A 25,728-nucleotide genomic window follows, 5' to 3' on the forward strand; every position below is an offset into this window, starting at 1 on the left:
GATGCGATCCGACGCCGCATTTTCGTGTCGCTGATTACCCTGCTAGAAGGCCGCGTACCACGGCACTTCGTGCGGACTCTGCACTTCCCAATTGATATTGAACGCCTGCAGAATCGTGCCGTCGGAGTGGGCCAGCGCGAGCTTGGCGTTTTCGAGATCGACTTCGGCCTGCACCTGGTTGCCCTCGGCGCTCACTTCCTCTTCCTGGAATTGCAGCAGGTCGTGCGTGGTCGCCATTCCGACCCGGAACATCACTTCCTCATCGTGCAGCGCCTCGCGAGCGTAGTAGCTTGCCGAAGCAGTCGCGGCCGCGCGCTTGTAGTCGGCATACAGATTAGCGATCGAGCTCTGCACGTTGACCACCGCTTGCGACAGCGCCGCTCGATACTGCACCCGCTGCTGTTCGTATAGTACGCGAGCCTGCGCCAGAGCCGCGCGCGGAATGGCGTTGTCCAGCGGCATCTGGAACGACAGCACTGCGGCGTAGTTGTAGTAGCTGAAACCCCACAGCCGATCGAGCGCGTCGCCGTACTGTCCGCCGAACGGCAGCATGCCTCCTGAGTTCGGAAACTTACTATCGGGCCCGGACGGGGTGCAATTTCCGCTGCCTGCTACCGGTGTGCCGAGAGGCTTCAGGCAGGGCGTCGTTCCGGCGACCGCAGTTATGCCGATTTGCGCGCCCAGGTTCAGCTGCGGCAGGACCTGGTTCTCCGAGTACTTCACCTGCAGCAAGGCGTCGCGAATCGCCTCGCGCATACTGCCCAGCGACGGCACGTACTGCACGGCGAGTTCGAGCGCCCGCTCCTCATCGACGACGATCTGCTCCTTGGGATTGGTCCGCGTGAGCGGCTGGATTTCCTCGGGGATGAAGGTGTTGTACGGATTGAGCATCACGTCCTGGCGGAGCTGGACGCGGGAATTTTTCAGGTTGGCTTCCGCGGTGTACACGTTGGCCTCCGCAGTGGCGGCCGCGGATTGCGCTTCCTGCAGATTGATCGGAGCAAGCGTGCCGACCTTGACGCTGATGGCGTTTTGGCGGACCAGGTCGAGATTGAAGGTCAGCGCGGCGCGCGCGACCTCGAGATTTTCCTCGGCGAGCACCACGTTCCAGTAATCGCCGCCGATTTTCTGCACGAAGTCCTGCAGCGCCTGTCCGTAAGTCCATTGCGCCTGCTTCTGTCCCGACTCTGCGATCCGCACGTTGATGGTCGCGAACTCCCAGCCGAAGCTCTGCAGCAATGGCTGTGAGAGCGAGAGCGCGAGATTGGGGGTGTAAGAAGGATTGACGCCGGAGAACGCCGAATTAGACAGCGTGCGATCGTTGTTGAAAGTCACGCCCCAGGTTCCGTTGGTGATCGAGGAGACTTTGTTGATGCCGAAGTCCCAATCGTAGAATTTCTGCACGTACCCGCCGCCGGCGCCGGTCTCCAGGGAGGAGGTGACGGGCACGACGTTCTTCTCGATATCACCCTGCGAGGTAAGGGTGGGATCGAAGGTTCCGTTGGCCTCCCTGACGGTCTCCATCGAGGCCACCGGGTCGAGTTCGGCGGCCTTCAGCGACGGGTTGTTGCGCATCGCGATATAGATGGCTTCCTTGAGCGTGAGGCCGCGCGCGGTGGGAGTTTCGGAGCGCATGTAGCGCTGGCTGATCACGTTGTCGGGCGCGATTTCTCTGGTCGGCGACCACTGATGCGCGAAGATGCGCGGCAGGTTCAGAAAATCATCGTGATGCTCGAACTGGTTGGAGGCGCTCGGCGGCACGCTGGGCTGCGGCGGCTGCTGCGGCCCGACGGGCACGGACTGCATCTCAATCGGTCCGGTCAGATTCGGTGGCGGCAACGGCGTGGTGGGGAGCGAGCCGGTCACGTTGAGCTGATCCTGGGCGAATCCGATCGAGGTTCCGAGCATCAGCACGGCGATAGTCAGCATCGCAAAACAAACCCATTTACTTCTCGACATTCCAACGAACCTCCTTGGTACTGTTGCCATCGCCGACGATGGCCCGCCACTTCCGCGCACGCCGATTACACAACTTGATTCAACAGTTTGGGATCGATTTGCCGGCGCCGAACCGAAGCGAAGCGCTTGCGCGGCGCCAATTAGGTCGCGATTATAGCCAAGGCGGCCCGCCGTGTCTTCCGGAATCGAAGGCGGCCGGACTTTTTCGCCAGTCGCACCTGGAGATGGTATGCGCGCTGTCAGGCTCGTAATCGCAGTACTCATAGTTTCACCGATCCTCATGCTGGCGCTCAGCGATTCAAGATTTGCGCGCCAGCCCTTTGCGCAAGTTACCGCGGCGCCGGGACCCGTGCCACTGACTGCACCCGCGGCTCCCGGTCAGCCGCAGCCCTTCTCGACGATCGGAGCGCTGCCGGGATTGGCGCCGGCGCCGGGGACTACGCCTGCGGCAGTTGCGTCCGCAGCGGCGTCGCCGCGTGCTTTCCGATGCACCTGTTCGGCGCCGGGAAGCGGTACCGAATGGGCGGGCGTTGTCGCGTCGTCGAGCTATTTTCTTGCGAGCCAGACCGCGCGCGAGCAGTGCTTCAGCTACTTGTCGAACTCTAACCCCGGGTCGGCGTACCTGACGCCGGAGGGATCGGCGGCCTCGGGAAAGCCGACGATCTACAATGGCACTGCCTTCACGCAGGCCACGCGGTTGTCAAGCGGAGGGCTGCTCCAGCAACGCGTGCAGGCCCAAGCGCTGGCAGAGGGGCAGACAACGACGACCGGATGCCTTTCAAATTGCGTGTGCACGCGGTGCGCCTGCAACTGAGACGTTGCCGGACCGTGCTGCTCGCGGGCTAATCGATAAGCTTCTGCAAATCCGGCGGGACCGGCGCGATCACTTTGACGTGACCGACCGCCGGCGAGTCGAACGCTAGCTCGCATAGATGCAGCCAGAAGCGCCCATGCGCGAGCGTCGCGACCGCGGGACCACCATAAAGAGTATCGCCAACTATAGGATGGCCGAGGTTCGCCAGATGCACGCGGATCTGATGGCGGCTGCCGGTCTTGGGCGCGACTGACAACAGCGTGAACTCGCCAACGCGCCGGATCGGCTCGGCGAGCGTAGTCGCCGCGCGCCCCGCGCGTTTCGGATTCGCACTGGAGGGATCGCCGACGACCATCTTGCGCGCGTTTTTGGCGTGATGCGCGATCGGCGTGTCGATCTGAATCTTGCCCTCGAGCGATCCGACCACCAGCGCCTCGTAGCGCCGCGCGATTCGCCCGGCGCGGATCGCGTCGCGCAGTTTCTCGAACGCGCCGCGATTGCGCGCGATCAGCAGCGCGCCCGAAGTGCCGTTGTCCAGCCGATGCACCAGTCCGCCTTCGAGCGGCTTGTCTCCGGCGGTAGCGGTATCGGCGAATCGCGCGACCACCGCGTTCATGACCGTGTCGCGCTCTCCGGCTTGCAGCGGATGGCAGGGGACGCCGCCGGGTTTGTTCACGACGATCACGGCCGCATCCTGGTGGATAACTTCGAGCGCGAGGCCGGCATTCGGCTCGATTGCCGCATGGCGATCCGCGCCGGCTACTTCAACCCGATCCTCGGCGCCGACGATTTCGCTTTTCTTCGAGCGCCGCCCGTTGATTCGCACCATCCCGCGCTCGACCAGCTCCTGCGCAACGCGCCGCGATGGCGCCAGGCCGGTGCGCACGAGGTAATGATCGAGGCGTTCGTTTATCGCGTCCGGCAAGAGTATTGCGTCCGGCAAGCAGCTAGCCGCCCGCGGCAGTGCCGGTTGTAGTCGTGATGGCCGGCGGCCGGTTGTACACGGCAAATTGAACGGTCGCGGCGTAAAGCAGAATCCCAAGCAGAATTACCGCGGTGAGTATATCGACGAAGCCGAGTTGGGTTGCGCCCCGCGCCAAGTGATTTAATTCCCGCATATTTCCTCCTTGCCCGCTCACCAAACTATACTCCCGGCTATGCTCCCGCGGCAGCGCGCAAAGCCGAGCGCGCCTGCCTGCCCCGTTCGGGCAATCCGAACAGGCGCCGCAGCTCGCGCCCGGTCTCGGACTTGTCGCATCCCGCGATATCGAGCGGAGAACCGGCCGCCACGATCCGCCCGCCCTCGTCGCCGCCACCGGGTCCGAGATCGATGACATAGTCGGCGTTCGCGATGAACTCGAGGTTGTGCTCGATCACGACCAGCGTGTTGCCTTCGCTGACCAGCCGGTTGAGCACTTTGATCAAGCGCTTGATGTCAGTCGAGCTGAGCCCGGTGGTCGGCTCGTCGAGGATGAACATCCGCGGCAGATGCGCGCCGTCTTCGCGCGCCGGCGCGGGTTCGAGATCGGCCAGCAGAAATCGCGCGAGCTTGAGGCGCTGCGCCTCGCCGCCCGACAGCGTCGAGGTGGTCTGCCCGAGCCGGACGTAGCCGAGGCCGACCGCGATCAGCGCGTCGAGCCGCTTGACGATGGCGGGATGATGGATGAAAAAGGCGCGCGCGTCCTCCACGGTGAGATCGAGCACCTGCGTGATGTTCAAGTTGCGCAGTCTGATCGCGAGAATATGGCTCTGGAAGCGGCGGCCGTCGCACGCCTCGCATTTCATCTCGAGGTCCGCCATGAAATGCATCTCGATCGTGACGGTGCCCGTGCCGCTGCACTTCTCGCATCTTCCGCCCGCGACGTTGAACGAAAAGTTCCGCGCCTGCACGCCCAGGCGGCGCGCTTCAGGACTGGCGGCGAACAGCTTGCGGATTTCGTCGTAGATTTTCAGATAGGTCGCCGGATTCGAGCGCATCGAGCGCGCCGGCAATTCCTGTCCCATGTGCACCATGTCGCCGATCAGCTCGAAGCCGTCGATGCGATCGCATGCGCCGGCCTCCACCGAGGTGTTGCCCGAGCGGCGCAGATAATTGTTGTAGAGAACGTCCTCGACCAGCGTCGATTTTCCCGATCCTGAAACTCCGGTGACGCAAACCATCCGCCCGGCCGGGATTGCCGCGTCGACGCCCGCCAGATTGTGCTCGCGCGCGCCGGCGATCCGAATCGCGGGATCGCGCGCGGTGAATTTGCGCCGCTTGGCAATCGCGCGCATCAGCAGCACGCGTCCCGGCGAGGACGCCATGCTGTCAAGCTTGGCCTTCGCCGGCGGACCCGAGTACGTCAGCTCGCCGCCCTCGCTGCCGCCGCCCGGGCCCAGCTCGACGACGTGATCGGCGCCCGCGATCATCGCGGGGTCATGCTCGACGACGATCACCGTGTTGCCGAAGTCGCGCAGGCTGTACAACACCGCCAGCAGCCGCCTTGCGTCTGCCGCGTGCAGGCCGACGGTCGGCTCGTCGAGCGCATACAGCGTCCCGACCAGCACGCTGCCGAGCGCGCTGGCAAGATGAATCCGCTGCGCCTCGCCGCCCGACAGCGTGCGCGCCTGCCGCTCGATCGTCAGGTAGCCCAGGCCCACCTCGACCAGGTAGCCGACGCGATTGCGCAGCTCGCGGATCACCACCGTCGCGCGCGTGGCGACTTCGGGGATCGATCCGATCTTGTCGAGCCACACCACGAGGTCGCGGATCGAGAGCCGCCCGACGCCGGCGATCGACAGGCCGTCGACCAGCACGTTCAGCGCATCGCGCTTGAGCTTGGCGCCGCCGCATGCGGGGCAGGTAACGAAGCGGCGATACTTCGCCAGCAGGATTCGGACGTGAGTCTTGTAGCGGCGGCTTTCGAGCCACTTGAAGAAGCCGCGCACCCCCGGCCATTTGTCTTCATCCCATTTCGCGCGCGGACCCTCGTCACCGTCGAGCAGCCAGCCGCGCTCCTCGTCGGTCATCTCGCCAAAGGGCGCCGAGGTCCGGATTTTTCTGCGCCGCGCCAGCTTCAGCATCCACTCGTTCATCTCCCGATACGCCGGCGTTCGCCACGGCGCGACCAGTCCGTTGCGCATCGACAGATTCGGATTTGGAATCACCTTGTCGAGATCGAGTTCGACCGTGCGGCCAAAGCCTTCGCATTCAGGACACGCGCCGATTGGACTGTTCGATGAAAACAGCGCCGTGGTCGGCTCGGCAAACGCGGTCGCGCAGCGCGAGCAGTTGAAGCGCCGGTCGAAATCGATCGCGCCGACGCTGTGCGTATTGCCATTATCGCGCTCGACGCGCACCGCCCGCGCGCGTCCCGCCCCCAGGTAGAAGGCTTTTTCCAGCGCCTCGCGCACGCGTTCGCTTTCGCCTTCGCCGCTCACCGAGATGCGATCGACGACCACCATCATCGGACCGTTTGGCTCGGCCGCGGCGCCGTCGTTGTGTGCTTCGGCGGCGATGGCGCGAGCGGCGAATTCGGTGGTCTCGGTGATCGCGTCGTTGGCGTACAGGCGATGGTAACCGTTCGCAATCAGGTAGCCCGCCGCGTCGGCGATCGAGCGCGAGCCCGCCTCGAACGGCGCCAGCACGACGTAGAGCCCCGGCTCGTCGAGGATTCGCGCGCCGGCGCTCTCGACGGTGTCGCGGCTCACTTCGCCGCCGCATCGTGGACAAATCGTGTGGCCGACGGTCGCGAACAGGATGCGGAGATAGTCGCTGATTTCGGTGACGGTGCCGACCGTCGAGCGCGCATTCTTGATGGTGTTCTTCTGGCGCAGCGCGAGTGCCGGCGGAATCTCCGAAATAGAATCGACGTCCGGCCGCTCCATCCGCTCCAGAAACAGCCGCGCGTAGGTCGACAGGCTCTGCACGTAGCGGCGCTGACCCTCGGCATACACGGTGTCGAAAACCAGGCTCGATTTGCCGGAGCCGGACACGCCCGTGACCACGGTCAGCCGGTTGTGGGGAATTTCGAGCGAAATATCAGCCAGGTTGTGAGTGCGCGCGCCTCGGATACTGATTGAGCGATCCAAGCTTGTTCCCAAAAAAACTACTTACCGAGGGTCAACGATCGGCCGCGCCTTTCTTTTGCGCTCGCCCGGAAATTCGCCGGCGACTTTTGCGTACAACTCGGCAAGCTGGACGTCGAACTTCGCCTCGATGCGCCGGGTTTCGCCGTCGCGGTCGGCAACCGGCAGCTGTGCGAGCCGCGCCAGTTCCTCGCTGAGCCGTTGCATCAGGCGATTTCGCGCCACCAGGTATTCGTATCCGTTCATAGGCGCTCTAAAACCTCAAATTCCAAAGATCAGAATTATAGGTTATCCTCCGACTATCGAACAACCCGGTGTCTCGCTGCCGAGCACTTGACATGGAATCCCACGCTGAATCATCGCCCGACTTGAAGCCCGTCGAAATTCTTCGCGGCTTTCCCGACGCCGCGATTTGCCACGGATTCATCGGCCGCACGGGCGGCGTCAGCACGGCCGCGTTCGCCTCGATGAATCTTTCTTATTGGGTCGGCGACGACTACCATGCCGTCGATGCTAACTGGGAGCGTATGCGTCGCGAGGTGCCGGGGCTGAAGCTGGTGGCGAGCCTGAACCAGGTGCATGGCAACGTCGTTCACGCCGCGACTCGCGACACCGTGGCCCTTCGCCCGCCGGGCGACGGGCTCGTCACGGCGGAGCCCGGCGTCATTTTGGGCATATACACGGCCGACTGCGTGCCGATACTGATGGTCGATTCGAAACGGAAAATAGCCGGCGCACTCCACGCCGGATGGCGTGGGGTTATTGCGGATATCGCCGGCGCCGGCGTCCGCGCGATGGTCAAGATGGGCGCTCGCGCTTCCGACATTCGCGCCGCGATGGGACCGTCGATCGGCAATTGTTGTTTCGAGGTTGACGCCGAGCTTGGGCGTCGCTTTAGCCGCGAGATTGCCGGCGCGCAGAATCATACGAGCGCCGGGCGTCCCGGCAAAGCCTTTATCGACTTGCGCGCGGTCGTGCGCGATCAGCTCGAACGCGCGGGACTTGCCGCCGCGAACATCGCGAGCGTTGGTCCGTGCACTCGATGCGCATCCGATCGTTTTTTCTCGCGACGCGCGGCCGGCGGGAACACTACCGGCCTGCAGGTGAGCTTTGTCGGCTTCGCCGAGTAGCCATATGCCCCAACGCAAGCCAAAGAAGCATCGCGCAGGCGGATTGATCGCGAAAATCCGCAAACCGATGGCGCCGCCGTCGCAAACCATCGAAGACCCGACCAAATACAAGCGCGAGCGCGAGCTGGAAAAACTTCGCCGCGAGCAAAAATCCGGGAACTCGTGATGTCAACTCCCGTCAGCGGACAGATTCGAGTCGGAATCATCGGCGCCGGCCTCATCGGCCAGACGCATTCGATGATGCTCCGCCAGGTCGCCGATCGCACCGAGCACAGCGTCCGCGTGGTCTCCGTAGCCGACCTGTCGCATCCGGCGGCGGAGCGACTCGCGGCCCGATGGGATGGCGCGCGGGCGCTGGAATCGGCCGAAGAGATAATCGCGGATTCATCGATCGACGCGGTATGGATTTGCACGCCGACCGCGATGCATCGACAGGCCTGTATCGCCGCCGCGCGCGCCGGCAAGCATATTTTCTGCGAGAAGCCGCTGGCGATGACCGCGGCGGAAGCATCCGAGATGGCCGCTGCCATCAAAGCTTCCGGCGTGATGAGCCAGGTGGGCCTGGTGCTGCGCTTTTCGCCCGTTTACAACGTGATCAAGGCGATGTTCAAGGAGCCGGATGCGGGTAGATTGCTCAGCGTCACAATGCGCGACGATCAGGATTTTCCGACTCGCGGCGTGCACGCCAGCGCGTGGCGCAACGATCCGTCGCTGACCGCCGGCGGCACGCTAATCGAGCACAGCGTTCATGACTTCGATCTGCTGACGTGGATGTTCGGGCCGGTCACGAGCCTCTACTGCCGCACCCGCAACCTCAACGGGGCGGATGGAGTCGAAGACTTCGGCGCGACCGCGATGGAATTTGCGGGCGGTTTTCACGGCCAGCTCACTTCGGTATGGCATCGGATGATCGGGCGCCCGAGCAATCGGAGGCTTGAAGTTTTCGCCGAGAACCTGTTTGCTGCGTCCGACGCCGACGAGTGCGGGCCAATCCTGTTTCAGCGCGGGTCCGGCGCCAAAGAGGAGACCGTCAGCGAGAGCGAAGTGATGGCCGGGTTCAGCGAAACAATTCTGCGCGAGCGGCCTTACCTGGCGCCGATCCAGGATTGGCTGGCAGTTCCGTACGCCAGCGAAGATGCGGCCTTCGTGGCCGCGCTCAAGGGCGCGTGCGAGCCGGACCCCGAATTTGCGGCCGGGGTGGCAGCGCAGCGGATGGTGGAAGCGGCATATGAGTCGGCTCGCGCGCGGGCAGCGGTGCCAATCACAACTTAAAGTGTTACTTTAATCGAGGGTGGGATCCAATTTATGATCGACTTTGAACTCAGCGAAGAACAACAGATGATCCGCGACAGCGTTGGTGCGTTCGCGCGCGACGAGATTCGCCCCGCCGCGCGGCCTGCCGACGAAAGCGGCGCAATTCCCGCGCCACTGGTGGCCAAGGCGTGGCAATTCGGATTTGTCAGCGGCGCTATCCCGGAGAAATTCGGCGGCGGCGGCGACGCCCGCTCGGCGGTGACCGGCGCGATCGTCGCGGAAGAACTCGGCTTCGGCGATCTTTCGATCGCGATCCATGTGCTTGCGCCGCGGCTGTTCGCCTTCCCGATCGTCGAGATGGGCACCGACGATCAGCGCGCCAAATATTTGAAGCGATTCGCCGGCGCCGACTTCGCCGCCGCGACCGCGGCCGTCATGGAGCCGCGCTTCGATTACGATCTGTCGGCGCTGCAAGTCTCGGCAAAGCGCGACGGCGGCGGATTCGTCCTCAACGGCGGCAAGTGTTACGTGCCGCTGGCGGCCGAGTCCGATTTGATGCTGGTCTATGCGGCGACCGACGCGGCCAAGGGTTTTGCAGGCGTGGACGGCTTCATCGTTCCGCGCGGCGCGGCGGGCGTGACGATTTCGGAGCGCGAAAAAAACATGGGCCTCAAAGCGCTCGCGACCTACGAAGTGACGCTCAAAGATTGCCGCGTCGGCGCCGATGCGCGAGTGGGCGGCGACAAGGGCATCGACTTTTCACGCCTGATGAGCCAGTCGCGGGTCGCGTTGGGTGCGCTGGGCGTCGGGGTGATGAATGCCGCGTTCGAATACGCGCGCGACTATGCCAAGGAGCGCAAGGCGTTCGGCGTTCCAATCGCGACCAAGCAGGCGATCGCGTTTATCCTGGCCGACATGGCAATTGAAATCGACGCGGCGCGGCTGCTGGTGTGGGAAGCGGCTTTCAAACTGGATAAGGGCGGCGACGGGTTGAAGGAAAGCTACCTGGCGAAGAATTACGTCGCGCAGAGTGCGCTCAAAGTGACGGACAACGGCGTCCAGGTGCTCGGCGGCCACGGGTACATCCGCGAGCACCCGGTCGAGATGTGGCTGCGCAATGCGCGTGGATTTTCTGCAATCGATGGGATCGCAACGGTCTAGGCCGCCACGGAGAAAAAATCATGATCGATTTTGAACTCGAACCACAAGTAGTGAACCAGCTCAAGATGTACCACATGGTTTCGGAGCAGATGATGCGTCCGATCTCGCGCGATTGCGACGAGCACGAGCATCAAAAGCCGACCCAATTTTACGAGTCCATGTGGTCGGCGTCGGCGGCCGCCTCCAACATCCAGATCGGCCACGACAAGAGCAAAAAGGACGACCCATCGAAGCCTTCGGCGCCACGGCGCGCCACCGTGCTCACCGTGCTCAGCACCGAGGAACTGTGCTGGGGCGACGCCGGGCTTTACCTGTCGACCCCCAATTCGGGACTCGGCGGTGCGGCGGTGATGGCGGCGGGAACCCCCGAGCAGAAGGAGCACTTTCTTAAGCGGTTCAAGGAAGGCAAGCCCAAGTGGGGAGCGATGGCGATTACCGAGCCCAGCTTCGGTTCCGATTCGTCGGCGGTGGCGACCACCGCTACCCGCGACGGCGACAATTGGGTGCTCGACGGCAACAAAATCTTCGTCACCGCGGGACAGATGTCGGCCGAGAAATCCGAAGGCTTTGTGGTGGTCTGGGCCACGGTCGACAAGAGCGCCGGACGCGCCGGGATCAAGCCGTTTGTCGTCGAGCACAACACCCCCGGCATGACGGTGACCAGGGTCGAGAACAAACTCGGCATTCGCGCCTCTGACACCGCCGCGATCACTTTTGACAACTGCCGGATTCCGCTCGACTCGATTCTGGGCAGCGCTGAAGTTCGCAAGGAAGGCGGCTTCAAGGACGTGATGGCGACCTTCGATGCGACACGGCCGATCGTTGCGGCCATGGCGCTCGGAGTGGGACGCGCGGCGCTGGACTTCGTGCGCGACTTTCTCAAGCAAGAGAACGTGGCGATCCGCTACGGGATATCGCCGCGGCGCCTGACCGCCGTCGAACGCGACTTCATGGAGATGGAAGCGCAACTGCAGGCTGCGCGTTTGCTCACGTGGCGGGCGGCCTGGATGCTTGATACCGGCAAGCGCAACAGCCTGGAGGCCTCGATGGCAAAGGCGAAGGCGGGGCTGGCCGTCACGCAGATCACGCAGAAGGCAGTCGAACTGCTGGGGCCGTTGGGCTACTCGCGCAAAGTCCTGGTCGAGAAATGGATGCGCGACGCCAAAATCAACGACATCTTCGAAGGCACGCAGCAGATCAACATGATAATTATCGCGCGTCGAATCCTGAACTACAGCAGCAAGGAATTGAACTAGGATCGCGCGGATTGAAAATGCCAGCGCCGCTGGATTCCTCCAGCGGCGCTCTTTTTTGAATCTATTTCGTCAACGGCCTAGTAGAACCACTTGCCGTTATCCCAGCGGAAAATTTCCGTGGTGCGAATATCACTGATGGCTCTTGGCGACGCGTGCCTGGCTTCGTCCTCGGACTTGCCGGCCAGGTAGTAGATGAATTCCTCGTAGGTGAGCTTTCCGATCGAGTAGCCGTCCTTGGATTGATGCGATTCGCAGGCGGCGACCTTGCCATAAGCAGTGTAAGTCGCGGTCTTGAAACCATCTTTCAGATTGAATTTCAATTTCGCCAGATTGTTCGTCTCGCGCTCGTGCAAATCCTGCTCCCAATGATGGCAAAAATCCGGGAACAGCGCGGAGGCCTTCTTGAATTCGAGATCGCGCTTGAGCCGCTCGGGCTCATATTTCGTAACCAGCGCTCTGACCTCTTGCCTCAGCGTCTTCTTCGCCGTTGGTGAAGCGGACGCCCCCGGAACCGCTGCGCTTTGCGATGCCGAGGCTGGCGATTCCTGTGCAGCCGCCTGCGATTGGGCCCGCGCCGGCGACGCCGCGAACAACGCCGCGATGGCGAGCGTGGCGACGGCGGCTCTTATTTCGGCTGTTCCTATAAGCGTCATAGCGATGCTTTCTATAGCAAAAATCCGCACCACCGTCAGCAGGGAGGAAACGGGCGCGGGAGAGAAAAAAGCGGCCGCAGGCCCCGACGGGACTGCGGCCGCTTGCGGACGTTTCAGCTTTGGCCCGACTTATTGGTTGGGCACCAGTTCGACGCGGCGGTTCTGAGCGCGGCCCTCATCCGTGTCGTTGGTGGCAACGAAGTTGGTCTTGCCGTACCCGTGCGGAACCAACTGGCTCGACGGGATTCCGGCCTTCACGAGGTAATCCACCACGGCGTCCGAACGCCGATCGGACAGCTTCAAGTTGTATTCCTCGCCGCCGATTGCGTCGCAGTAGCCGTTGACGTCGATCGTCACGTTCGGATTGGCCTTCAGAGTTGATGCGGCTTCGTCCAGAACGGCGGCATCACCCGGCCGGATCTTCGACTTGTTGAAGTCGAAATGCACACCGCGGAGCACCAGCTTCTGCCTGACTGGAGGCGGAGGCGGCGGTGGCGGCGGTGGAGGAGGCGGTGGAGGCGGTGGCACCGGCTTCGGCGCCAGGAAGTAGCCGATTGTGCCGCCCATCAGAGCGCCCGCGACGACACCCACGGGGCATCCGATCTCATAGGCCGCTGCTCCCTGCACGCCCACGCCACCGTGACCACTGGTCGCCGCAGCAATTCCGCATCCCAGTCCTCCGCCGAGAAGCGCGCCGCCGGCTGCCCCGTATTCGGTGTACTCCCTTTGCTCAGGCGTCCACGACGCGCATGACGAGACCGTCAAAAGAGCGACGGTCGCCGCGGCGCCAATCCAATTTTTCCATCTAAACATGAGTACCCCTCCCTGGGTCGCAAGTAATTCCAAAATTAAAACACCGAGAATTTTGCCATTTTTTGGAGGCCAGGTCTATTGAGCACCAGATTCTGCCTCATACCGCAAGACTCGTAATAGTTTCGTAATAAGGAGCATTCATTTTGAAATGCGGCCGCAGCTCCCCGACGGGACTGCGGCCGCTTGCGGACGTTTCAGTTTTGGCCCGACCTACTGATTGGGCACCAGTTCGACGCGGCGGTTCTGGGCGCGGCCCTCAGCCGTATCATTGGTGGCAACGAAGTCGGTCTTGCCGTATCCGTGCGGAACCAACTGGCTCGACGGGATTCCAGCTTTCACGAGGTAATCCACCACGACGTTCGAACGCCGATCGGACAGCTTCAAGTTGTATTCCTCGCCGCCGACCGCGTCGCAGTAGCCGTTGACGTTGATCGTGACGTTCGGATTGGCCTTCAGAGTTGATGCGGCTTCATCCAGAACCGCGGCATCACCCGGCCGGATCTTCGACTTGTTGAAGTCGAAATGCACACCGCGGAGCACCAGCTTCTGCCTGACTGGAGGCGGAGGCGGCGGTGGCGGTGGAGGAGGCGGCGGCGGCGGAGGCGGTGGAGGCGGTGGCACCGGTTTCGGCGCCAACAAGTAGCCGTTCAGGCCGCCGATCAGAGCGCCCGCGACAACACCCACGGGGCATCCGATCTCATAACTCTCTGCGGAACCACTTGCCGCCGCAGCAATTCCGCACCCCAGCCCTCCGCCGATGAGCGCGCCGCCGGCTGCCCCGTATTCGGTGTACTCCCTTTGCTCAGGCGTCCACGACGCGCACGACGAAACCATCAAAAGAGCGACGGTCGCCGCGGCGCCAATCCAATTTTTCCATCTAAACATGAGTACCCCTCCCTGGGTCGCAAGTAATTCCGGGTTTAAACATCGCGAATTTTGCCATTTTCGGGAAGTCAAATCTATTAATGGGGCTAATTTTTAGCACTCTGCGGGCTTAGTAATGATGAGAATTCGTTACATTGGTAACATAAAGAAGCAGCCCCCGACGGGACTGCGGCCGCTTGCGGACGTTTCAGCTTTGGCCCGACTTATTGGTTGGGCATCAGTTCGACGCGGCGGTTCTGAGCGCGGCCCTCGTCCGTGTCGTTGGTGGCAACGAAGTCGGTCTTGCCGTATCCGTGCGGAACCAACTGGCTCGACGGGATTCCAGCTTTCACCAGGTAATCCACCACGGCGTTCGAACGCCGATCAGACAGCTTCAAGTTGTACTCGTCGCTGCCGATCGCGTCGCAGTACCCGTTGACGTTGATCGTGACGTTTGGATTGGCCTTCAGAGTTGATGCGGCTTCGTCCAGAACGGCGGCATCACCCGGGCGGATCACCGACTTGTTGAAGTCGAAATGCACGCCGCGGAGCACCAGCTTCTGCGCGACCGGAGGCGGAGGCGCCGGAGGCGGCGGAGGCGGCGGTGGAGGAGGCGGCGGCGGAGGCGGCGGTGGGGGCGGAATCAGGGGATCGCAGAGGTAGTGGCCTGCCAACGCGCCGAGTCCCGCGCCTATGACTGCGCCACCCACACCGGCATAAGCCCTGGTATCCTGGTCGCTGTGGTGACGTCCCGCGGTATTGTCAGCGATGACAATGCCTGAGGCTGCGCCGACGCCGGCGCCAAGCAGTCCGCCGACGATCGCGCAGGTTCCCCACGAGCGTGGCTTCTGCAAATTTGCGCAACCGCCCAAACTGGACGCGATTAGCGCCGCACCCGCGATGCCAGCGACCGCATTTAAAAGCCTTGATTTCAGTCTCATGAACTCCTCCTCACCCAAATGCGTCTATGCGCGAAGCGAACCCCCTCACTTGCCCTGAGCCGCAATCATGCCCAAACGGGAACTATCCCACCCAATTGACGGGGAAATATAGTTATATTTGTAACAAGAATGCAATATGTGACAGGGGGTGTAAAAAGGCGAGATTGTTTGCCCGGGTTGCCTGAAAGCCGGCTGACTTGGTGCGAATTCCGCACAATGCGGAAACCCTGCTAGACTGACTCGCTCATCATGCTCTCACTGGCGCGCGGCAAAGAGGGAAGCTTCAAGCTGGTCTCGGGTTACAAGCCCGAGGGCGACCAGCCGGCCGCCATCGAATCGATCGTCCGCAATCTGGGCGACCACGTCGCGCATCAGGTCCTGCTCGGCGTCACCGGCTCGGGCAAGACGTTCACGATGGCCAACGTGATCGCGCGCGTGAACCGGCCCACGCTCGTGATGGCCCCGAACAAGACGCTGGCCGCGCAGCTCTACAACGAGTTCAAGAGCCTGTTCCCTGAAAATGCAGTCCGCTACTTCGTCTCGTACTACGACTATTATCAGCCCGAAGCGTACGTTCCCTCGACCGATACGTTTATCGAAAAAGACGCGAGCATCAACGACGAGATCGACAAGCTGCGCCATTCCGCCACCAAGGCGCTGCTCGAGCGCAACGACGTGCTGATCGTGGCGTCGGTCTCGTGCATCTACGGCCTGGGGGAACCCGAGGTGTACTTCGAGATGCTGGTGTTCCTCGAAGAGGGGCAGACCATCGACCGCGACAAGATGCTGCGCAAGCTGGTCGACATCCAGTATCAGCGCAACGACTACGATTTTCATCGCGGGACGTTCCGGGTGCGCGGCGACACGGTCGAGATTTTTCCCGCCTACGAAGAGCAGCGCGCTGTGCGAGTCGAATTCTTCGGCGACCAGGTCGAGGCGTTGTATGAAATCGATGCTTTGCGCGGCAAGGTGATTCGCAAGCTGCAGAGCGTCGCGATATACCCCGCGTCGCATTACGTGACGACTTCGGACCGGATGGAAATCGCGGTGCAGGATATCCGTGCCGAATTGAAGGAGCGTCTCGAGTTCTACCGCACCGAGAATCGGCTGCTTGAAGCCCAGCGCCTCGAGCAACGCACGATGTATGACCTCGAGCTGCTGGCCGAGATGGGCTTCTGCCCGGGAATCGAGAACTATTCGCGCCATCTCACGGGACGCCTGCCCGGACAGGCGCCGCCGACGCTGCTCGACTACTTCCCGAACAATTCGCTGTTCTTCATCGACGAGAGTCACGTAACGATTCCGCAGATCGGCGGAATGTATCGCGGCGATCGCTCGCGCAAGCAGGTGCTGGTCGATTTCGGCTTCCGGCTGCCTTCGGCGCTCGACAATCGCCCCTTGAATTTCGAGGAGTGGGAATCGCACGTCGTGCAGGCGGTCTATGTTTCGGCAACGCCCGGCGATTACGAGCTGGAGAAATCATCGGGGCTCGTCGTCGAGCAGCTGATTCGCCCGACCGGACTCATCGATCCCGAAATCGAGGTGCGCAAGGCCGGCACGCAAGTCGATGACCTGCTCGAGGAAATCCACAAACGCGTCGCGGTCAACGAGCGGGTGCTGGTGACCTGCCTGACCAAGAAGATGGCCGAGGATTTGACCGACTACTACCATGACCTCGGCATCCGCGTGCGCTATCTGCACTCGGACATCGAGACCATCGAGCGCGTCGAGATCATCCGCAGCCTGCGCAAGGGCGAATTCGACGTGCTGGTCGGAATCAACCTGCTGCGCGAAGGCCTCGACTTGCCCGAGGTGTCGCTGGTGGCGATTCTCGACGCCGACAAGGAAGGCTTCCTGCGTTCGGCGCGGTCGCTGGTTCAGACCACCGGGCGCGCCGCACGCCACATCAACGGCCGCGTGCTCATGTATGCGGACGTAGTCACCAAATCGATGCGCCAGGCGATCGACGAGACCTACCGCCGGCGCGCCAAGCAGGTGGCATACAACGAGCAGCACGGCATCACGCCCACCTCGATCACCAAGGCGATCGACGCGTCGCTGGTCGAGATGTACTCGCCTGAGTGGGCAGTGGTGCCCGAAATTGGCGACGACAAGGCGGCGGATGAAGAGTTCATCCCGGCGCACGAGTTGCCCGATCGGATCACCGCGCTTCGGCGGCAAATGATGGACGCGGCGGAAAATCTCGACTACGAGCAAGCCGCCGAGCTGCGCGATCAGATAAAGAAGCTCGAGCGGCACGCCTTCGGGATGGATCAGCCGCGCCGTCCCGAGCAGCCGTCCGCTCCGCCCGGCTCGGCGCATCAACACGCCAGCGATGCGGCGCGGGGCAGGCACGAGGGCCACAAGATAAAGGACGTCAGCGAAAAGGGCATCCCGGTGAAGACTCGAGGGCGGCGCGGTGCGGGCGCGGCAACCGGCGCCGCCGCGGGCGCGATGCGCCCCAGCGGTCCTGTCAAACAAGGCAAGCTGAAGCTGATCCCCGACAATCCGAAGTAGCAGGGAAAAGATCCGGGGTCCCTCGGCTCCGCTCGGGATGACGGAAGGGAGATAACGGAATAAGAGTCACCGCTCCGCAATCTCTTCTCCGGCGTCTCTTTTGCGTCGTCCTTGTGTCATCCCGAGCGGAGGCTGCCGGAGTCGAGGGACCCCGGATCAGCGCTCGACAGAGTAGCTCACCCATGCGTTCAGCAGGCACTTCCTTCTTCGTGTACATCGTCGCGAGTCCATCTCGCACAATCTACGTCGGAGTGACGAACGATCTCCGGCGTCGAGTTGACGAACACAAGATGAAAGAGATTTCGGGCTTCGCTGCCACCTACAACGTCCATAGGCTAGTCTGGTTCGAGGAATTCGCGGATCCGGCCACGGCTATTTCACGCGAAAAGCAACTTAAGAATTGGAGACGCGAGAAAAAGATCCGGTTGATCGAATCGATGAACCCCGCCTGGAATGATTTGAGTTCCCAGTGAGATGAGCAGAATCAGAAAACGATCCGGGGTCCCTCCGCTTCGGTCGGGATGACGGAAATTACAGGCGACGGGCATTTAGCGCGGTACGTCAGGGACAAACGATATGAGCAGCGAATATTTTGTTGACCGGGAAGCTATTACCCGCGCACCCACTCATCCCGGAGTGTTCTTTGCGGAGGACATTCTGCCTGCGCTGGGCCGGCGCACCATCGTTGAGATAGCGTCGTTGCTCGGCGTCAGCAGGCAGACACTGCACCGCGTGATGAGCGGCGCCACCGCAATCAGTCCGGATCTGGCGGTGCGTTTGGGTAAGCTTTGCGGCAATGGTCCCGAACTTTGGCTGAATATGCAGGCCCGCTACGACGCTTGGGAAGCCCGGCAGCGGCTTGGGAAAAAACTCGCAAAGATTCCGACCTTGGCCTCATTGAAATAGCGCGGTTCCCCGCATAACCCCGGCGACAGTGTCGCAGGCCTCAACAGCTGACCGCTATTTTGCGCGGTCGCGGAGTTGGCGGGCGGCGCCAGCGAAAAAATTGCGCGCGATAAACGATCGTTCGCCGGCCGCCATCGCCTCCAGTATCTCCGCGTTCAACGCGATCGCTTCATGGTCGGACGGATTCGCATTCAGCGCGATCTCGGCCAATGCCAGCGCGCGCCTGAGTTGGCCCGCATCCTTGAGTGCGCGCGCCTTTGCGACGATCGCGTCGCGGCCGCAGATCGCGACGATATCGTCGCCGCGTTCCTTGCGCGTCGCCGGGAACATTTGCGACGGCTCGCCCGACCACCATCCCGCGTAGCGCCGGATAACGTCGCGCACCACGAACGCGGTGCATCCGTAAATCGGCCGCAGGTACGGCTTCGCCGCGAGATCGGCCGGCATTGAAATGTCAGCCTCGATTATATCCACCGGCCATTCACCGGCGTTGAGCCGCCGCACGACTTCATCATGGATGAAGCGGATTGCCCGCGCCGTCTCGCGCAGCACTTCGCCGCATAGTTGCTCGCCGCGATACGCGGGTCCGTGTCCGGGCAGAATGTATCGCGGCCCGAGCTTCGCGATCGCCTCGAGCGTCTGCGCCCATTCGAGCGTGTAGCGCTGCACCTTGTTGGGATTGCCCGTGTTTGGCATCGACGAGACGATCAAATCGCCGACCATCGCCAGCCGCCGCGTCGGCATCCAGACCCAGGTCGCGTCGTCCGTCTCGCCCATCGCGTGATGCAGCTCTACCGGCTCGCCCGCCAGGTCGAGAAATTGTTCATCGCGATAAACCAGGTCGGGGTAGCTGAACGAGTTGGGGCCGAACAGTCCGTCTGCGGCGAACGCGCCGCCGAACTGGAGGCGATTGATATGCCGCTGCCAGCCGCGGGTCAGCGCGTAGCGTTTGAAGCGGGCGGCGACGTCCGCTTGGGCCCAGATTTTCGGCCGCGCATGCCCGCGCTTGAGCGCGTCGGTAATGAACGCCTCGGTGCCGAACGCGTGATCGCCATGCCCGTGCGTATAGACGAGAAACGCGTACGGCTCCTCGCTGACCTCGCGAATCGCGCGCACCGCCATTGCGCCCATCAGCTGCGAACTGGTATCGACGACGATCATCTCGCCGCGCCCGTATGCGAACGCGACGTTGGCGAAGCCGTGGAACATCGCGATTCCCGGCTCTAGTACTTCGAGCTGTCCCATCAGCGGGTCGAAGCCGGGAAGGTTGCTCGATTGCATGGAGTTGGGCGTGGAACTCATGGTCGGTCTCCTGCGGACGCGGGTCGCTTACGACGAATCTATCGTTTAAACTTCGCACTTGGAAATGAAGACTGAAGTCATCGAGTCGAGCGCGCGACAAGCGGAACTGCAACGCCTGCTGGCATTGCAGCATCACGATCCCCATTCGATCCTCGGCGCGCATCTTGACGGCAAGCGCATCGTGGTGCGCGCGTTTCGCCCCGGGGCCGCGCGGATAGACCTGCTGGTTGCGGGCGACGCGCCGCGGCCGATGCGCATGCGAGGTTCAACCGGACTGTTCGAGGCCGTCGTCGAGGGCCGCATCTCGATTTTTCCGTACCAGCTCGAGATTCACTACCCCGACGGCGAATCGATCACGATTCACGATCCCTACTCGTTCATGCCGACGCTCGGCGAGCTCGATCTTTATCTGTGGGGCGAGCAGAAGGACGACCGTGCCTACAACAAGCTCGGGGCGCACGTCCGCGAGGCGGCCGGCATCCGCGGCGTGTCGTTCGCGGTGTGGGCGCCCAATGCGGCCGGCGTCAGCGTGGTCGGCGATTTCAACCGCTGGGACGGGCGGGTCCACATGATGCGTACGCTGGGCAGCTCGGGCGTGTGGGAGCTGTTCATTCCCGGGGTGGGCGCGGGATTCAATTACAAGTACGAAATTCGCACGCGCGACGGCGGCTTGCTGCTCAAGAGCGATCCCTTCGCGCAGCGGATGGAAGCGCCGCCCGCGACGGCCTCGGTGGTTTACCAATCGAGCTACGAATTCCACGACGCCGACTGGCTTGCGGAGCGGGCGCGGCGCGAATGGATTAAAAGCCCCGTCTCGATCTACGAAGTCCATCTCGGCTCCTGGCGGCGCGTGCTCGAGGAGGAAAATCGCCCGCTCACTTATCGCGAGATGGCGCCGATGCTCGGCGACTACGTGACCGGCATGGGATTCACCCACGTCGAGTTGCTGCCCGTGATGGAGCATCCGTTCACCGGCTCGTGGGGCTACCAGGTCAGCGGTTATTTCGCGCCGACCTCGCGCTACGGCAGTCCCGACGACTTGCGCTACCTGATCGACGAACTGCATCGCCGCGGCATCGGCGTGATCCTCGACTGGGTGCCCGCGCATTTTCCCAAGGACGAATTCAGCCTCGGCCGCTTCGATGGCACCGCGCTGTTCGAGCACGCCGATCCGCGCCAGGGCGATCATCCCGAATGGGGCACTTACATTTTCAACTACGGGCGCGCCGAGGTGCGCAACTTCCTCACTGCCAGCGCGCTCTACTGGCTGGGCGAGTTCCACGCCGACGGCCTGCGCGTTGACGCGGTCGCGTCGATGATCTACCTCGACTACGCGCGGCGCGAAGGTGAATGGATTCCCAACGCGCTGGGCGGGCGCGAGAACCTCGACGCGATCTCGTTCATCAAGAAGCTCAACGAGGACGTGTACCGCCTCAACCCCGGCGTCATGATGATCGCCGAGGAATCCACCGCGTGGCCGGGGGTCAGCCGCCCGGTCTTCATGGGCGGACTTGGCTTCGGCTTCAAGTGGGACATGGGCTGGATGCATGACACGCTCGAGTACTTCACGCTCGATCCCATCTATCGCCGCTACCATCAGCGCGATCTTACCTTCGGCTTGCTCTACGCGTGGAGCGAAAATTTTGTGCTGCCGCTCTCGCACGATGAGGTCGTGCACGGCAAGCGCGCGCTGCTTGCCAAGATGCCCGGCGACCGCTGGCGCCAATTCGCCAATCAGCGCGCGCTGTTCGCCTACATGTGGGCGCGCTCGGGCAAGAAGCTCATCTTCATGGGTCAGGAAATCGGCCAGTGGCGCGAATGGGACCACGACTCGAGCCTCGACTGGAACCTGCTTGACTATCCCGACCATCGCGAACTGCAGGTCCTGGTGCGTGACCTCAATCGCATCTACCGCGACGAGCCCGCGCTGTGGGAGGCCGACACCGATCCGGCGGGCTTTCGATGGCTCGACGCGGACGACGCCAACCGCAACATGATTGCCTTCATGCGGGTGGCGCCGAGTACCGGGCGGCGCGTCGTATGCGTATGCAATTTCTCGCCGCTGCCGCGCAGCCGCTATCGCGTCGGCGTGCCCGGTCCCGGATTCTATCGCGAGATTCTCAACACCGACTCGGCCGCGTATGGCGGGTCCAACATCGGTAACATGGGTGGCGTCGAGGCCGCCGCGATTCCGTGGCACGGATTTTCGCATTCGATCGCGATCCAGATGCCGCCGCTTGCGGTGATCTGGTTCTCCGTCCCGTAGTGCAGCCGGGCTGCCCGCGATTTACCTTGCCGCCCCTCGTTGCGCAGCGCGCGTTCATCTGACAATTTTCTTTGAGCACGGTAGCTCACGATGACGTGTCCCATTTGCAAAAAGCCCGCCGACCTGTCGCCGCGAAATCGCTTTCGTCCGTTCTGTTCCGAGCGATGCCAGATGATCGATCTGGGCACGTGGGCTGCGGGCGATTACAAGGTCGAGGGCTCGAAGGCCGCCGACAACGAGCATCACGACGATCTGAAAAAGCGCAGGCTCCTCAATTGACCCATGACGCGCCGCCGCGGGTTCATCCGAGTTCGGTGGTAGGCGCCGAGGTCGAGCTGGCCGCCGGCGTCGAGGTTGGTCCGTTGTGCCTCCTCGATGGAAAAATTTGTCTCGGTGCGCGCACCCGCCTGATCGGTCACGTCACGATTCTCGGCACCACGGAACTCGGCGCCGATAACGTGCTTCATCCGGGCGCGGTAATCGGCGACGAGCCGCAGGATTTGACCTACACCGGTGTCGCACGCTCGGTGAAAATCGGCGATCGAAACATCTTCCGCGAATATTCCACGGTCCATCGCGGCAGCGAGCGAGGCGACATCACCATCATGGGCGACGACAACTTCATGATGCAGAATGCGCACGTTGCGCACGATTGCCGAATCGGCAACTCGACCATCATTGCCGGCGGTGCGCTGCTCGCCGGCTGGGTCGAGCTCGGTGACCGCGCGCTGGTCTCGGGCAACTGCGTCGTGCATCAGTACACTCGCATCGGACGGCTCGCGATGATGCGCGGTCTGTCGCGAACCAGCCGCGACGTGCCACCGTTCTGCATGATGGACGGCACCCATACCCTGCGCGGGATCAATGTCGTTGGACTGAAGCGCGCCGGCATTTCGTCGAAGTCGATTCATGCGCTCCGGCATGCCTTCACAGCGCTCTTCGGCGCGCGCCAGAATCTCAAACTCGCCATCGAGAGACTCGAGAAATCCGGCGATCTTGCGCCCGAAGTAATCGAGATGGTGGATTTTATTCGCGCCTCGAAGCGCGGTGTCGCCTTCGGCCCCATCGACTCGCAAGCCGCCGACGATTCCGACTCCTGAATCCCTCGCCGAACCGAAACCTTAGGCGGGCTTCGGACCTCCTGTTTTAATCGCACAGGAAGCAACGAAGACGAAACCCGGTACGAGTTTTGCACTCTTCTCCCCTAAATGGGCACGGATGTAGCGAAGCGCACCACCTGTCTCCGATTCGCCGCGGTTGCTTACGCGTCCGACCCCTGAAACAATCATGGCAAAACTGGGTAATTAGAAAATGAACATACGTCCACGATTTTTCATCGGCGCGGGACTGATCATCCTGGCGATTGGCTACCTTATCGGCAATGCGATGCGCACCACCTCGGAGTACTACCTGACCGTCAATGAAGTGGCCGCGCGCCAAAGCGAGCTTGGTGGAGAGGCGCTACGGGTTGCAGGCCGCGTCAAGCCCGGCACAGTCAACTGGGAGCCGAACACGCTGACCCTGAAATTTGAAATCGTGCCGATTCCCGAGCTCGATACCGGCGCCGCGCCCATCAAACCTGTCGTAGCGACCGAGCCCGTCTCGACCGAGCCAGTCTCGTTCAGCGTCGTAGCCGCCGGCGAGCCCAAACCCGACATGTTTGCGCCCGGCCGGGACGTTATCGTCGAGGGCAAACTCGGCGCGGGCGGCGTTATCACCGCGACGCAGGTGATGACCAGTTGCGCTTCCAAATACAAACCCAAGCAAGCACAATAACGGCGGATTTTACCGATGCCACAACTTGGTAACCTCGCGCTCGCGATCGCGCTGATTCTCGCCGTCTATTCCATCTTCGCGAATATCTACGGCGTGCGCCGCAATGCGCCCGACTTCATCGTCAGCGCGCGTCACGCGATTTGGTCGATGTGCGCGATGATCACGATTGCGGTCGTCGTGCTGTGGGTGGCCCTGCTGCGCAGCGACTTCTCGCTCGAGTACGTCGCTTCATATTCCAGCACCACGCTTCCGACCGCTTACAAATTCACCGCGCTATGGGCCGGGCAGCAGGGCTCGCTGCTGCTCTGGGCCTGGTTGCTGGCGATCTTCACGTCGGTAGCCGCGTTCCAGAATCGCCGCCGCAATCCCGACACCGCGCCCTACGCGCTGGCCGTGCTGGCCGGCGTCGCAATTTTCTTTCTGTGGATGCTGAATTTCGTCACTCGTCCGTTCGATCTGCTCGCGGTAATTCCCGCCGAAGGCTCCGACCTCAATCCACTGTTGCAGAACTATTGGATGGCGATACATCCGCCGTCGCTCTACACCGGCTACGTCAGCGCATCGGTTCCGTTCGCATTCGGCGCCGCCGCGCTTATCACCGGCAAGCTCGACGACGGATGGATTCGCTCGACGCGCCGCTGGGCGATCTTTTCCTGGTTTTTTCTGACTCTAGGCAACATATTCGGCGCCCGCTGGGCCTACGAAGTTCTCGGCTGGGGCGGTTACTGGGCCTGGGACCCGGTCGAGAATGCGGCCTTCATGCCATGGCTCGTGATGACCGCGTACCTGCATTCGGTGATGATCCAGGAACGCAAGGACATGCTGAAGGTCTGGAACCTGTCGCTGATTGGGCTCGCATTCGGACTCACGCTGTTCGGCACTTTCATCACGCGCAGCGGCGTCATCTCGTCGGTGCATTCGTTCACCCAATCCGGCCTCGGTCCATACTTCCTCAGCTTCCTGATAGCGGTGACGCTCGCCTACACCGGACTTTTGATCTTCCGCTCGAAGCAATTGCGCAGTCCCGCCGAGTTCGAATCGTATCTGTCGCGCGAGGCCGCGTTTTTGTTCAACAACCTCATCCTGGTCGGGATCACGTTCGCCGTTTTCTGGGGCACCATCTTCCCGGTGCTGTCGGAGGCGGTGCGCGGCGTGAAGATTACCGTCGGACCGCCGTTCTTCAATCGCGTCAACGCCCCGCTGGCGCTCGGGCTGGTGTTCCTGACGGGCATCGGGCCGCTGATCGCGTGGCGGCGCACGACGCCTGACAATCTGGTGCGCAGTTTCGCCGCGCCCGTCGCGATTGGCGTCGCCACCGGGATCCTCGGCGCCGTTGCCGGGTTGCGCCAATGGTACGTGCTGACCGCCTTCTCATTGGCCGCGTTCGTGATGGGCACGGTACTCGTCGAGTTTCGCCGCGGGATGAACGCCCGCCGCCATCTGCTGAACGAGCCGCGCGCCAAAGCGCTGGCCAATCTGGTTGCCAAGAACAACCGCCGCTACGGCGGCTACGTCATCCACGTCGGCGTGATCATCGCATTCATCGGAATCGTCGGCTCGTCGTTCTTCCGCACCGAAGTGAAAAAGAGCGTGCACGCCGGCGACAGCTTTACGATTGGTTCGTACACGTTGCGCTTCCTGGGTTTCTCGGAGGTCGACACGCCTCATCTCGACAGCGCGACCGCACGCATCGAGGTGCTGGGCCGCGACGGTCGCGAAATCACCGTGATGACGCCGGCCAAGCTTTTCTACATTCGGCCACAGCAGCCCGCGACCCTGGTCGCAATCCGCTCCACACCGGTAAGCGACCTCTATGTTGTACTGGCCGGAATCGACGACAGCGGTAAGACCGCGACCCTCGAAGTGTTTCTCACGCCCTTGGTCTTCTGGCTATGGGCTGGCGGCTTGCTGATGGCGTTCGGCACCGTGATTGTGATGTGGCCCAACGTGCGTGAGCGTGCCGCAATCGCGACCGTGCTGAGCCGTTCGTCCAGCGACCCCAACGAACTCGCCGACCTGGTCGGTCCCGGGGGTCATTGAATCTGTGC

24 protein-coding genes are annotated in these 25,728 nt (G+C 62.5%); 14 read left to right on the forward strand and 10 right to left on the reverse strand.

Features of this window, described 5'->3' with window-relative positions; all coding sequences use genetic code 11:
- Positions 1-42: 42 nt before the first annotated feature.
- Complete coding sequence (locus ABSB13_RS08685) at positions 43-1,959, reverse strand: TolC family protein (protein ID WP_428107450.1); 1,917 nt, start codon at positions 1,957-1,959, stop codon at positions 43-45.
- Positions 1,960-2,188: 229 nt separating this feature from the next.
- On the opposite strand from ABSB13_RS08685, the gene ABSB13_RS08690 reads away from it, so the two are divergent.
- Positions 2,189-2,773: a hypothetical protein gene (locus tag ABSB13_RS08690; protein WP_428107452.1), complete on the forward strand. Its 585-nt coding sequence runs from the start codon at positions 2,189-2,191 to the stop codon at positions 2,771-2,773.
- Positions 2,774-2,801: 28 nt separating this feature from the next.
- Here the strand turns inward: ABSB13_RS08690 and ABSB13_RS08695 are convergent, their stop codons facing one another.
- Genes ABSB13_RS08695 through ABSB13_RS08710 form a run of 4 tightly spaced genes read right to left on the reverse strand, consistent with a single transcriptional unit; the run spans position 2,802 to position 7,087 of the window.
- On the reverse strand, positions 2,802-3,716 hold the full coding sequence (locus tag ABSB13_RS08695; protein ID WP_428107453.1) for an RluA family pseudouridine synthase: 915 nt from the start codon (positions 3,714-3,716) through the stop codon (positions 2,802-2,804).
- Positions 3,717-3,720: 4 nt separating this feature from the next.
- Complete coding sequence (locus tag ABSB13_RS08700) at positions 3,721-3,891, reverse strand: hypothetical protein (protein WP_428107454.1); 171 nt, start codon at positions 3,889-3,891, stop codon at positions 3,721-3,723.
- 37 nt (positions 3,892-3,928) lie between these two features.
- Positions 3,929-6,844 (reverse strand): excinuclease ABC subunit UvrA, encoded by a 2,916-nt coding sequence (gene uvrA / locus ABSB13_RS08705; protein ID WP_428107456.1) that lies wholly within the window; start codon positions 6,842-6,844, stop codon positions 3,929-3,931.
- Positions 6,845-6,865: 21 nt separating this feature from the next.
- Positions 6,866-7,087 carry a hypothetical protein gene (locus tag ABSB13_RS08710; RefSeq protein WP_428107457.1) on the reverse strand — a complete coding sequence of 74 codons (222 nt, stop codon included), beginning with the start codon at positions 7,085-7,087 and terminating at the stop codon, positions 6,866-6,868.
- A 92-nt stretch (positions 7,088-7,179) separates the two neighbouring features.
- On the opposite strand from ABSB13_RS08710, the gene pgeF reads away from it, so the two are divergent.
- From pgeF to ABSB13_RS08735, 5 genes are read left to right on the forward strand one after another with little or no spacing between them, the layout of a single operon-like run.
- Positions 7,180-7,971 carry a peptidoglycan editing factor PgeF gene (pgeF, locus tag ABSB13_RS08715; protein ID WP_428107458.1) on the forward strand — a complete coding sequence of 264 codons (792 nt, stop codon included), beginning with the start codon at positions 7,180-7,182 and terminating at the stop codon, positions 7,969-7,971.
- A 4-nt stretch (positions 7,972-7,975) separates the two neighbouring features.
- Positions 7,976-8,137: a hypothetical protein gene (locus ABSB13_RS08720; RefSeq protein WP_428107459.1), complete on the forward strand. Its 162-nt coding sequence runs from the start codon at positions 7,976-7,978 to the stop codon at positions 8,135-8,137.
- On the forward strand, positions 8,137-9,243 hold the full coding sequence (locus ABSB13_RS08725; RefSeq protein ID WP_428107461.1) for a Gfo/Idh/MocA family protein: 1,107 nt from the start codon (positions 8,137-8,139) through the stop codon (positions 9,241-9,243). Before ABSB13_RS08720 ends, ABSB13_RS08725 begins: the two co-directional genes overlap by 1 nt.
- Positions 9,244-9,276: 33 nt before the next feature.
- Positions 9,277-10,386: an acyl-CoA dehydrogenase family protein gene (locus ABSB13_RS08730; protein ID WP_428107462.1), complete on the forward strand. Its 1,110-nt coding sequence runs from the start codon at positions 9,277-9,279 to the stop codon at positions 10,384-10,386.
- A gap of 20 nt (positions 10,387-10,406) precedes the next feature.
- Positions 10,407-11,642 carry an acyl-CoA dehydrogenase family protein gene (locus ABSB13_RS08735; RefSeq protein WP_428107464.1) on the forward strand — a complete coding sequence of 412 codons (1,236 nt, stop codon included), beginning with the start codon at positions 10,407-10,409 and terminating at the stop codon, positions 11,640-11,642.
- Positions 11,643-11,719: 77 nt separating this feature from the next.
- Here the strand turns inward: ABSB13_RS08735 and ABSB13_RS08740 are convergent, their stop codons facing one another.
- From ABSB13_RS08740 to ABSB13_RS08755, 4 genes are all read right to left on the reverse strand, one after another.
- Positions 11,720-12,295: a hypothetical protein gene (locus tag ABSB13_RS08740; protein ID WP_428107465.1), complete on the reverse strand. Its 576-nt coding sequence runs from the start codon at positions 12,293-12,295 to the stop codon at positions 11,720-11,722.
- Positions 12,296-12,424: 129 nt separating this feature from the next.
- The gene (locus tag ABSB13_RS08745) at positions 12,425-13,108 is read right to left on the reverse strand and encodes an OmpA family protein (protein WP_428107466.1); all 684 of its coding nucleotides are present in this window, start codon (positions 13,106-13,108) and stop codon (positions 12,425-12,427) included.
- A 210-nt stretch (positions 13,109-13,318) separates the two neighbouring features.
- Positions 13,319-13,993 carry an OmpA family protein gene (locus tag ABSB13_RS08750; protein WP_428107467.1) on the reverse strand — a complete coding sequence of 225 codons (675 nt, stop codon included), beginning with the start codon at positions 13,991-13,993 and terminating at the stop codon, positions 13,319-13,321.
- 203 nt (positions 13,994-14,196) lie between these two features.
- Positions 14,197-14,913, reverse strand: coding sequence for an OmpA family protein (locus ABSB13_RS08755; protein WP_428107469.1), 717 nt, complete (start codon positions 14,911-14,913; stop codon positions 14,197-14,199).
- A gap of 249 nt (positions 14,914-15,162) precedes the next feature.
- On the opposite strand from ABSB13_RS08755, the gene uvrB reads away from it, so the two are divergent.
- From uvrB to ABSB13_RS08770, 3 genes are all read left to right on the forward strand, one after another.
- Positions 15,163-17,430, forward strand: a complete 2,268-nt coding sequence (gene uvrB, locus ABSB13_RS08760; protein WP_428107470.1) for an excinuclease ABC subunit UvrB — start codon at positions 15,163-15,165, stop codon at positions 17,428-17,430.
- Positions 17,431-17,612: 182 nt separating this feature from the next.
- A complete protein-coding gene (locus tag ABSB13_RS08765) occupies positions 17,613-17,903 on the forward strand; it encodes a GIY-YIG nuclease family protein (protein ID WP_428107471.1) in 291 nt (96 codons plus the stop codon).
- A 103-nt stretch (positions 17,904-18,006) separates the two neighbouring features.
- The gene (locus ABSB13_RS08770) at positions 18,007-18,336 is read left to right on the forward strand and encodes a HigA family addiction module antitoxin (RefSeq protein WP_428107472.1); all 330 of its coding nucleotides are present in this window, start codon (positions 18,007-18,009) and stop codon (positions 18,334-18,336) included.
- Positions 18,337-18,390: 54 nt separating this feature from the next.
- Here the strand turns inward: ABSB13_RS08770 and ABSB13_RS08775 are convergent, their stop codons facing one another.
- Positions 18,391-19,638: an alkyl sulfatase dimerization domain-containing protein gene (locus ABSB13_RS08775; protein WP_428107474.1), complete on the reverse strand. Its 1,248-nt coding sequence runs from the start codon at positions 19,636-19,638 to the stop codon at positions 18,391-18,393.
- A 64-nt stretch (positions 19,639-19,702) separates the two neighbouring features.
- On the opposite strand from ABSB13_RS08775, the gene glgB reads away from it, so the two are divergent.
- The 5 genes from glgB (at position 19,703) to ABSB13_RS08800 (ending at position 25,720) form a co-directional block, all read left to right on the forward strand.
- On the forward strand, positions 19,703-21,904 hold the full coding sequence (gene glgB, locus ABSB13_RS08780; RefSeq protein WP_428107476.1) for a 1,4-alpha-glucan branching protein GlgB: 2,202 nt from the start codon (positions 19,703-19,705) through the stop codon (positions 21,902-21,904).
- Positions 21,905-21,994: 90 nt separating this feature from the next.
- Positions 21,995-22,183: a DNA gyrase inhibitor YacG gene (locus ABSB13_RS08785; protein WP_424673904.1), complete on the forward strand. Its 189-nt coding sequence runs from the start codon at positions 21,995-21,997 to the stop codon at positions 22,181-22,183.
- A complete protein-coding gene (gene lpxA / locus ABSB13_RS08790; RefSeq protein WP_428107477.1) occupies positions 22,180-23,004 on the forward strand; it encodes an acyl-ACP--UDP-N-acetylglucosamine O-acyltransferase in 825 nt (274 codons plus the stop codon). The genes ABSB13_RS08785 and lpxA overlap by 4 nt, the downstream gene beginning before the upstream one ends.
- 211 nt (positions 23,005-23,215) lie before the next feature.
- Positions 23,216-23,680, forward strand: coding sequence for a cytochrome c maturation protein CcmE (locus ABSB13_RS08795; RefSeq protein WP_428107479.1), 465 nt, complete (start codon positions 23,216-23,218; stop codon positions 23,678-23,680).
- A gap of 15 nt (positions 23,681-23,695) precedes the next feature.
- A complete protein-coding gene (locus ABSB13_RS08800) occupies positions 23,696-25,720 on the forward strand; it encodes a heme lyase CcmF/NrfE family subunit (RefSeq protein WP_428107481.1) in 2,025 nt (674 codons plus the stop codon).
- Positions 25,721-25,728 lie beyond the last annotated feature (8 nt).

Origin of the sequence: Binatus sp. (SeqCode) (genome assembly GCF_050013435.1) — a bacterium.
Classification (GTDB): Bacteria; Desulfobacterota; Binatia; order Binatales; family Binataceae; genus Binatus.

Excerpts from the sequence above, each read along its gene's own strand:
- ABSB13_RS08685 (WP_428107450.1), bottom strand. The coding sequence starts at position 1,959 with ATGTCGAGAAGTAAATGGGTTTGTTTTGCGATGCTGACTATCGCCGTG.
- ABSB13_RS08690 (WP_428107452.1), top strand. The coding sequence starts at position 2,189 with ATGCGCGCTGTCAGGCTCGTAATCGCAGTACTCATAGTTTCACCGATC.
- ABSB13_RS08700 (WP_428107454.1), bottom strand. The coding sequence starts at position 3,891 with ATGCGGGAATTAAATCACTTGGCGCGGGGCGCAACCCAACTCGGCTTC.
- ABSB13_RS08710 (WP_428107457.1), bottom strand. The coding sequence starts at position 7,087 with ATGAACGGATACGAATACCTGGTGGCGCGAAATCGCCTGATGCAACGG.
- pgeF (WP_428107458.1), top strand. The coding sequence starts at position 7,180 with ATGGAATCCCACGCTGAATCATCGCCCGACTTGAAGCCCGTCGAAATT.
- ABSB13_RS08720 (WP_428107459.1), top strand. The coding sequence starts at position 7,976 with ATGCCCCAACGCAAGCCAAAGAAGCATCGCGCAGGCGGATTGATCGCG.
- ABSB13_RS08725 (WP_428107461.1), top strand. The coding sequence starts at position 8,137 with ATGTCAACTCCCGTCAGCGGACAGATTCGAGTCGGAATCATCGGCGCC.
- ABSB13_RS08730 (WP_428107462.1), top strand. The coding sequence starts at position 9,277 with ATGATCGACTTTGAACTCAGCGAAGAACAACAGATGATCCGCGACAGC.
- ABSB13_RS08735 (WP_428107464.1), top strand. The coding sequence starts at position 10,407 with ATGATCGATTTTGAACTCGAACCACAAGTAGTGAACCAGCTCAAGATG.
- ABSB13_RS08740 (WP_428107465.1), bottom strand. The coding sequence starts at position 12,295 with ATGACGCTTATAGGAACAGCCGAAATAAGAGCCGCCGTCGCCACGCTC.
- ABSB13_RS08745 (WP_428107466.1), bottom strand. The coding sequence starts at position 13,108 with ATGTTTAGATGGAAAAATTGGATTGGCGCCGCGGCGACCGTCGCTCTT.
- ABSB13_RS08750 (WP_428107467.1), bottom strand. The coding sequence starts at position 13,993 with ATGTTTAGATGGAAAAATTGGATTGGCGCCGCGGCGACCGTCGCTCTT.
- ABSB13_RS08755 (WP_428107469.1), bottom strand. The coding sequence starts at position 14,913 with ATGAGACTGAAATCAAGGCTTTTAAATGCGGTCGCTGGCATCGCGGGT.
- uvrB (WP_428107470.1), top strand. The coding sequence starts at position 15,163 with ATGCTCTCACTGGCGCGCGGCAAAGAGGGAAGCTTCAAGCTGGTCTCG.
- ABSB13_RS08765 (WP_428107471.1), top strand. The coding sequence starts at position 17,613 with ATGCGTTCAGCAGGCACTTCCTTCTTCGTGTACATCGTCGCGAGTCCA.
- ABSB13_RS08770 (WP_428107472.1), top strand. The coding sequence starts at position 18,007 with ATGAGCAGCGAATATTTTGTTGACCGGGAAGCTATTACCCGCGCACCC.
- ABSB13_RS08775 (WP_428107474.1), bottom strand. The coding sequence starts at position 19,638 with ATGAGTTCCACGCCCAACTCCATGCAATCGAGCAACCTTCCCGGCTTC.
- glgB (WP_428107476.1), top strand. The coding sequence starts at position 19,703 with ATGAAGACTGAAGTCATCGAGTCGAGCGCGCGACAAGCGGAACTGCAA.
- ABSB13_RS08785 (WP_424673904.1), top strand. The coding sequence starts at position 21,995 with ATGACGTGTCCCATTTGCAAAAAGCCCGCCGACCTGTCGCCGCGAAAT.
- ABSB13_RS08795 (WP_428107479.1), top strand. The coding sequence starts at position 23,216 with ATGAACATACGTCCACGATTTTTCATCGGCGCGGGACTGATCATCCTG.
- ABSB13_RS08800 (WP_428107481.1), top strand. The coding sequence starts at position 23,696 with ATGCCACAACTTGGTAACCTCGCGCTCGCGATCGCGCTGATTCTCGCC.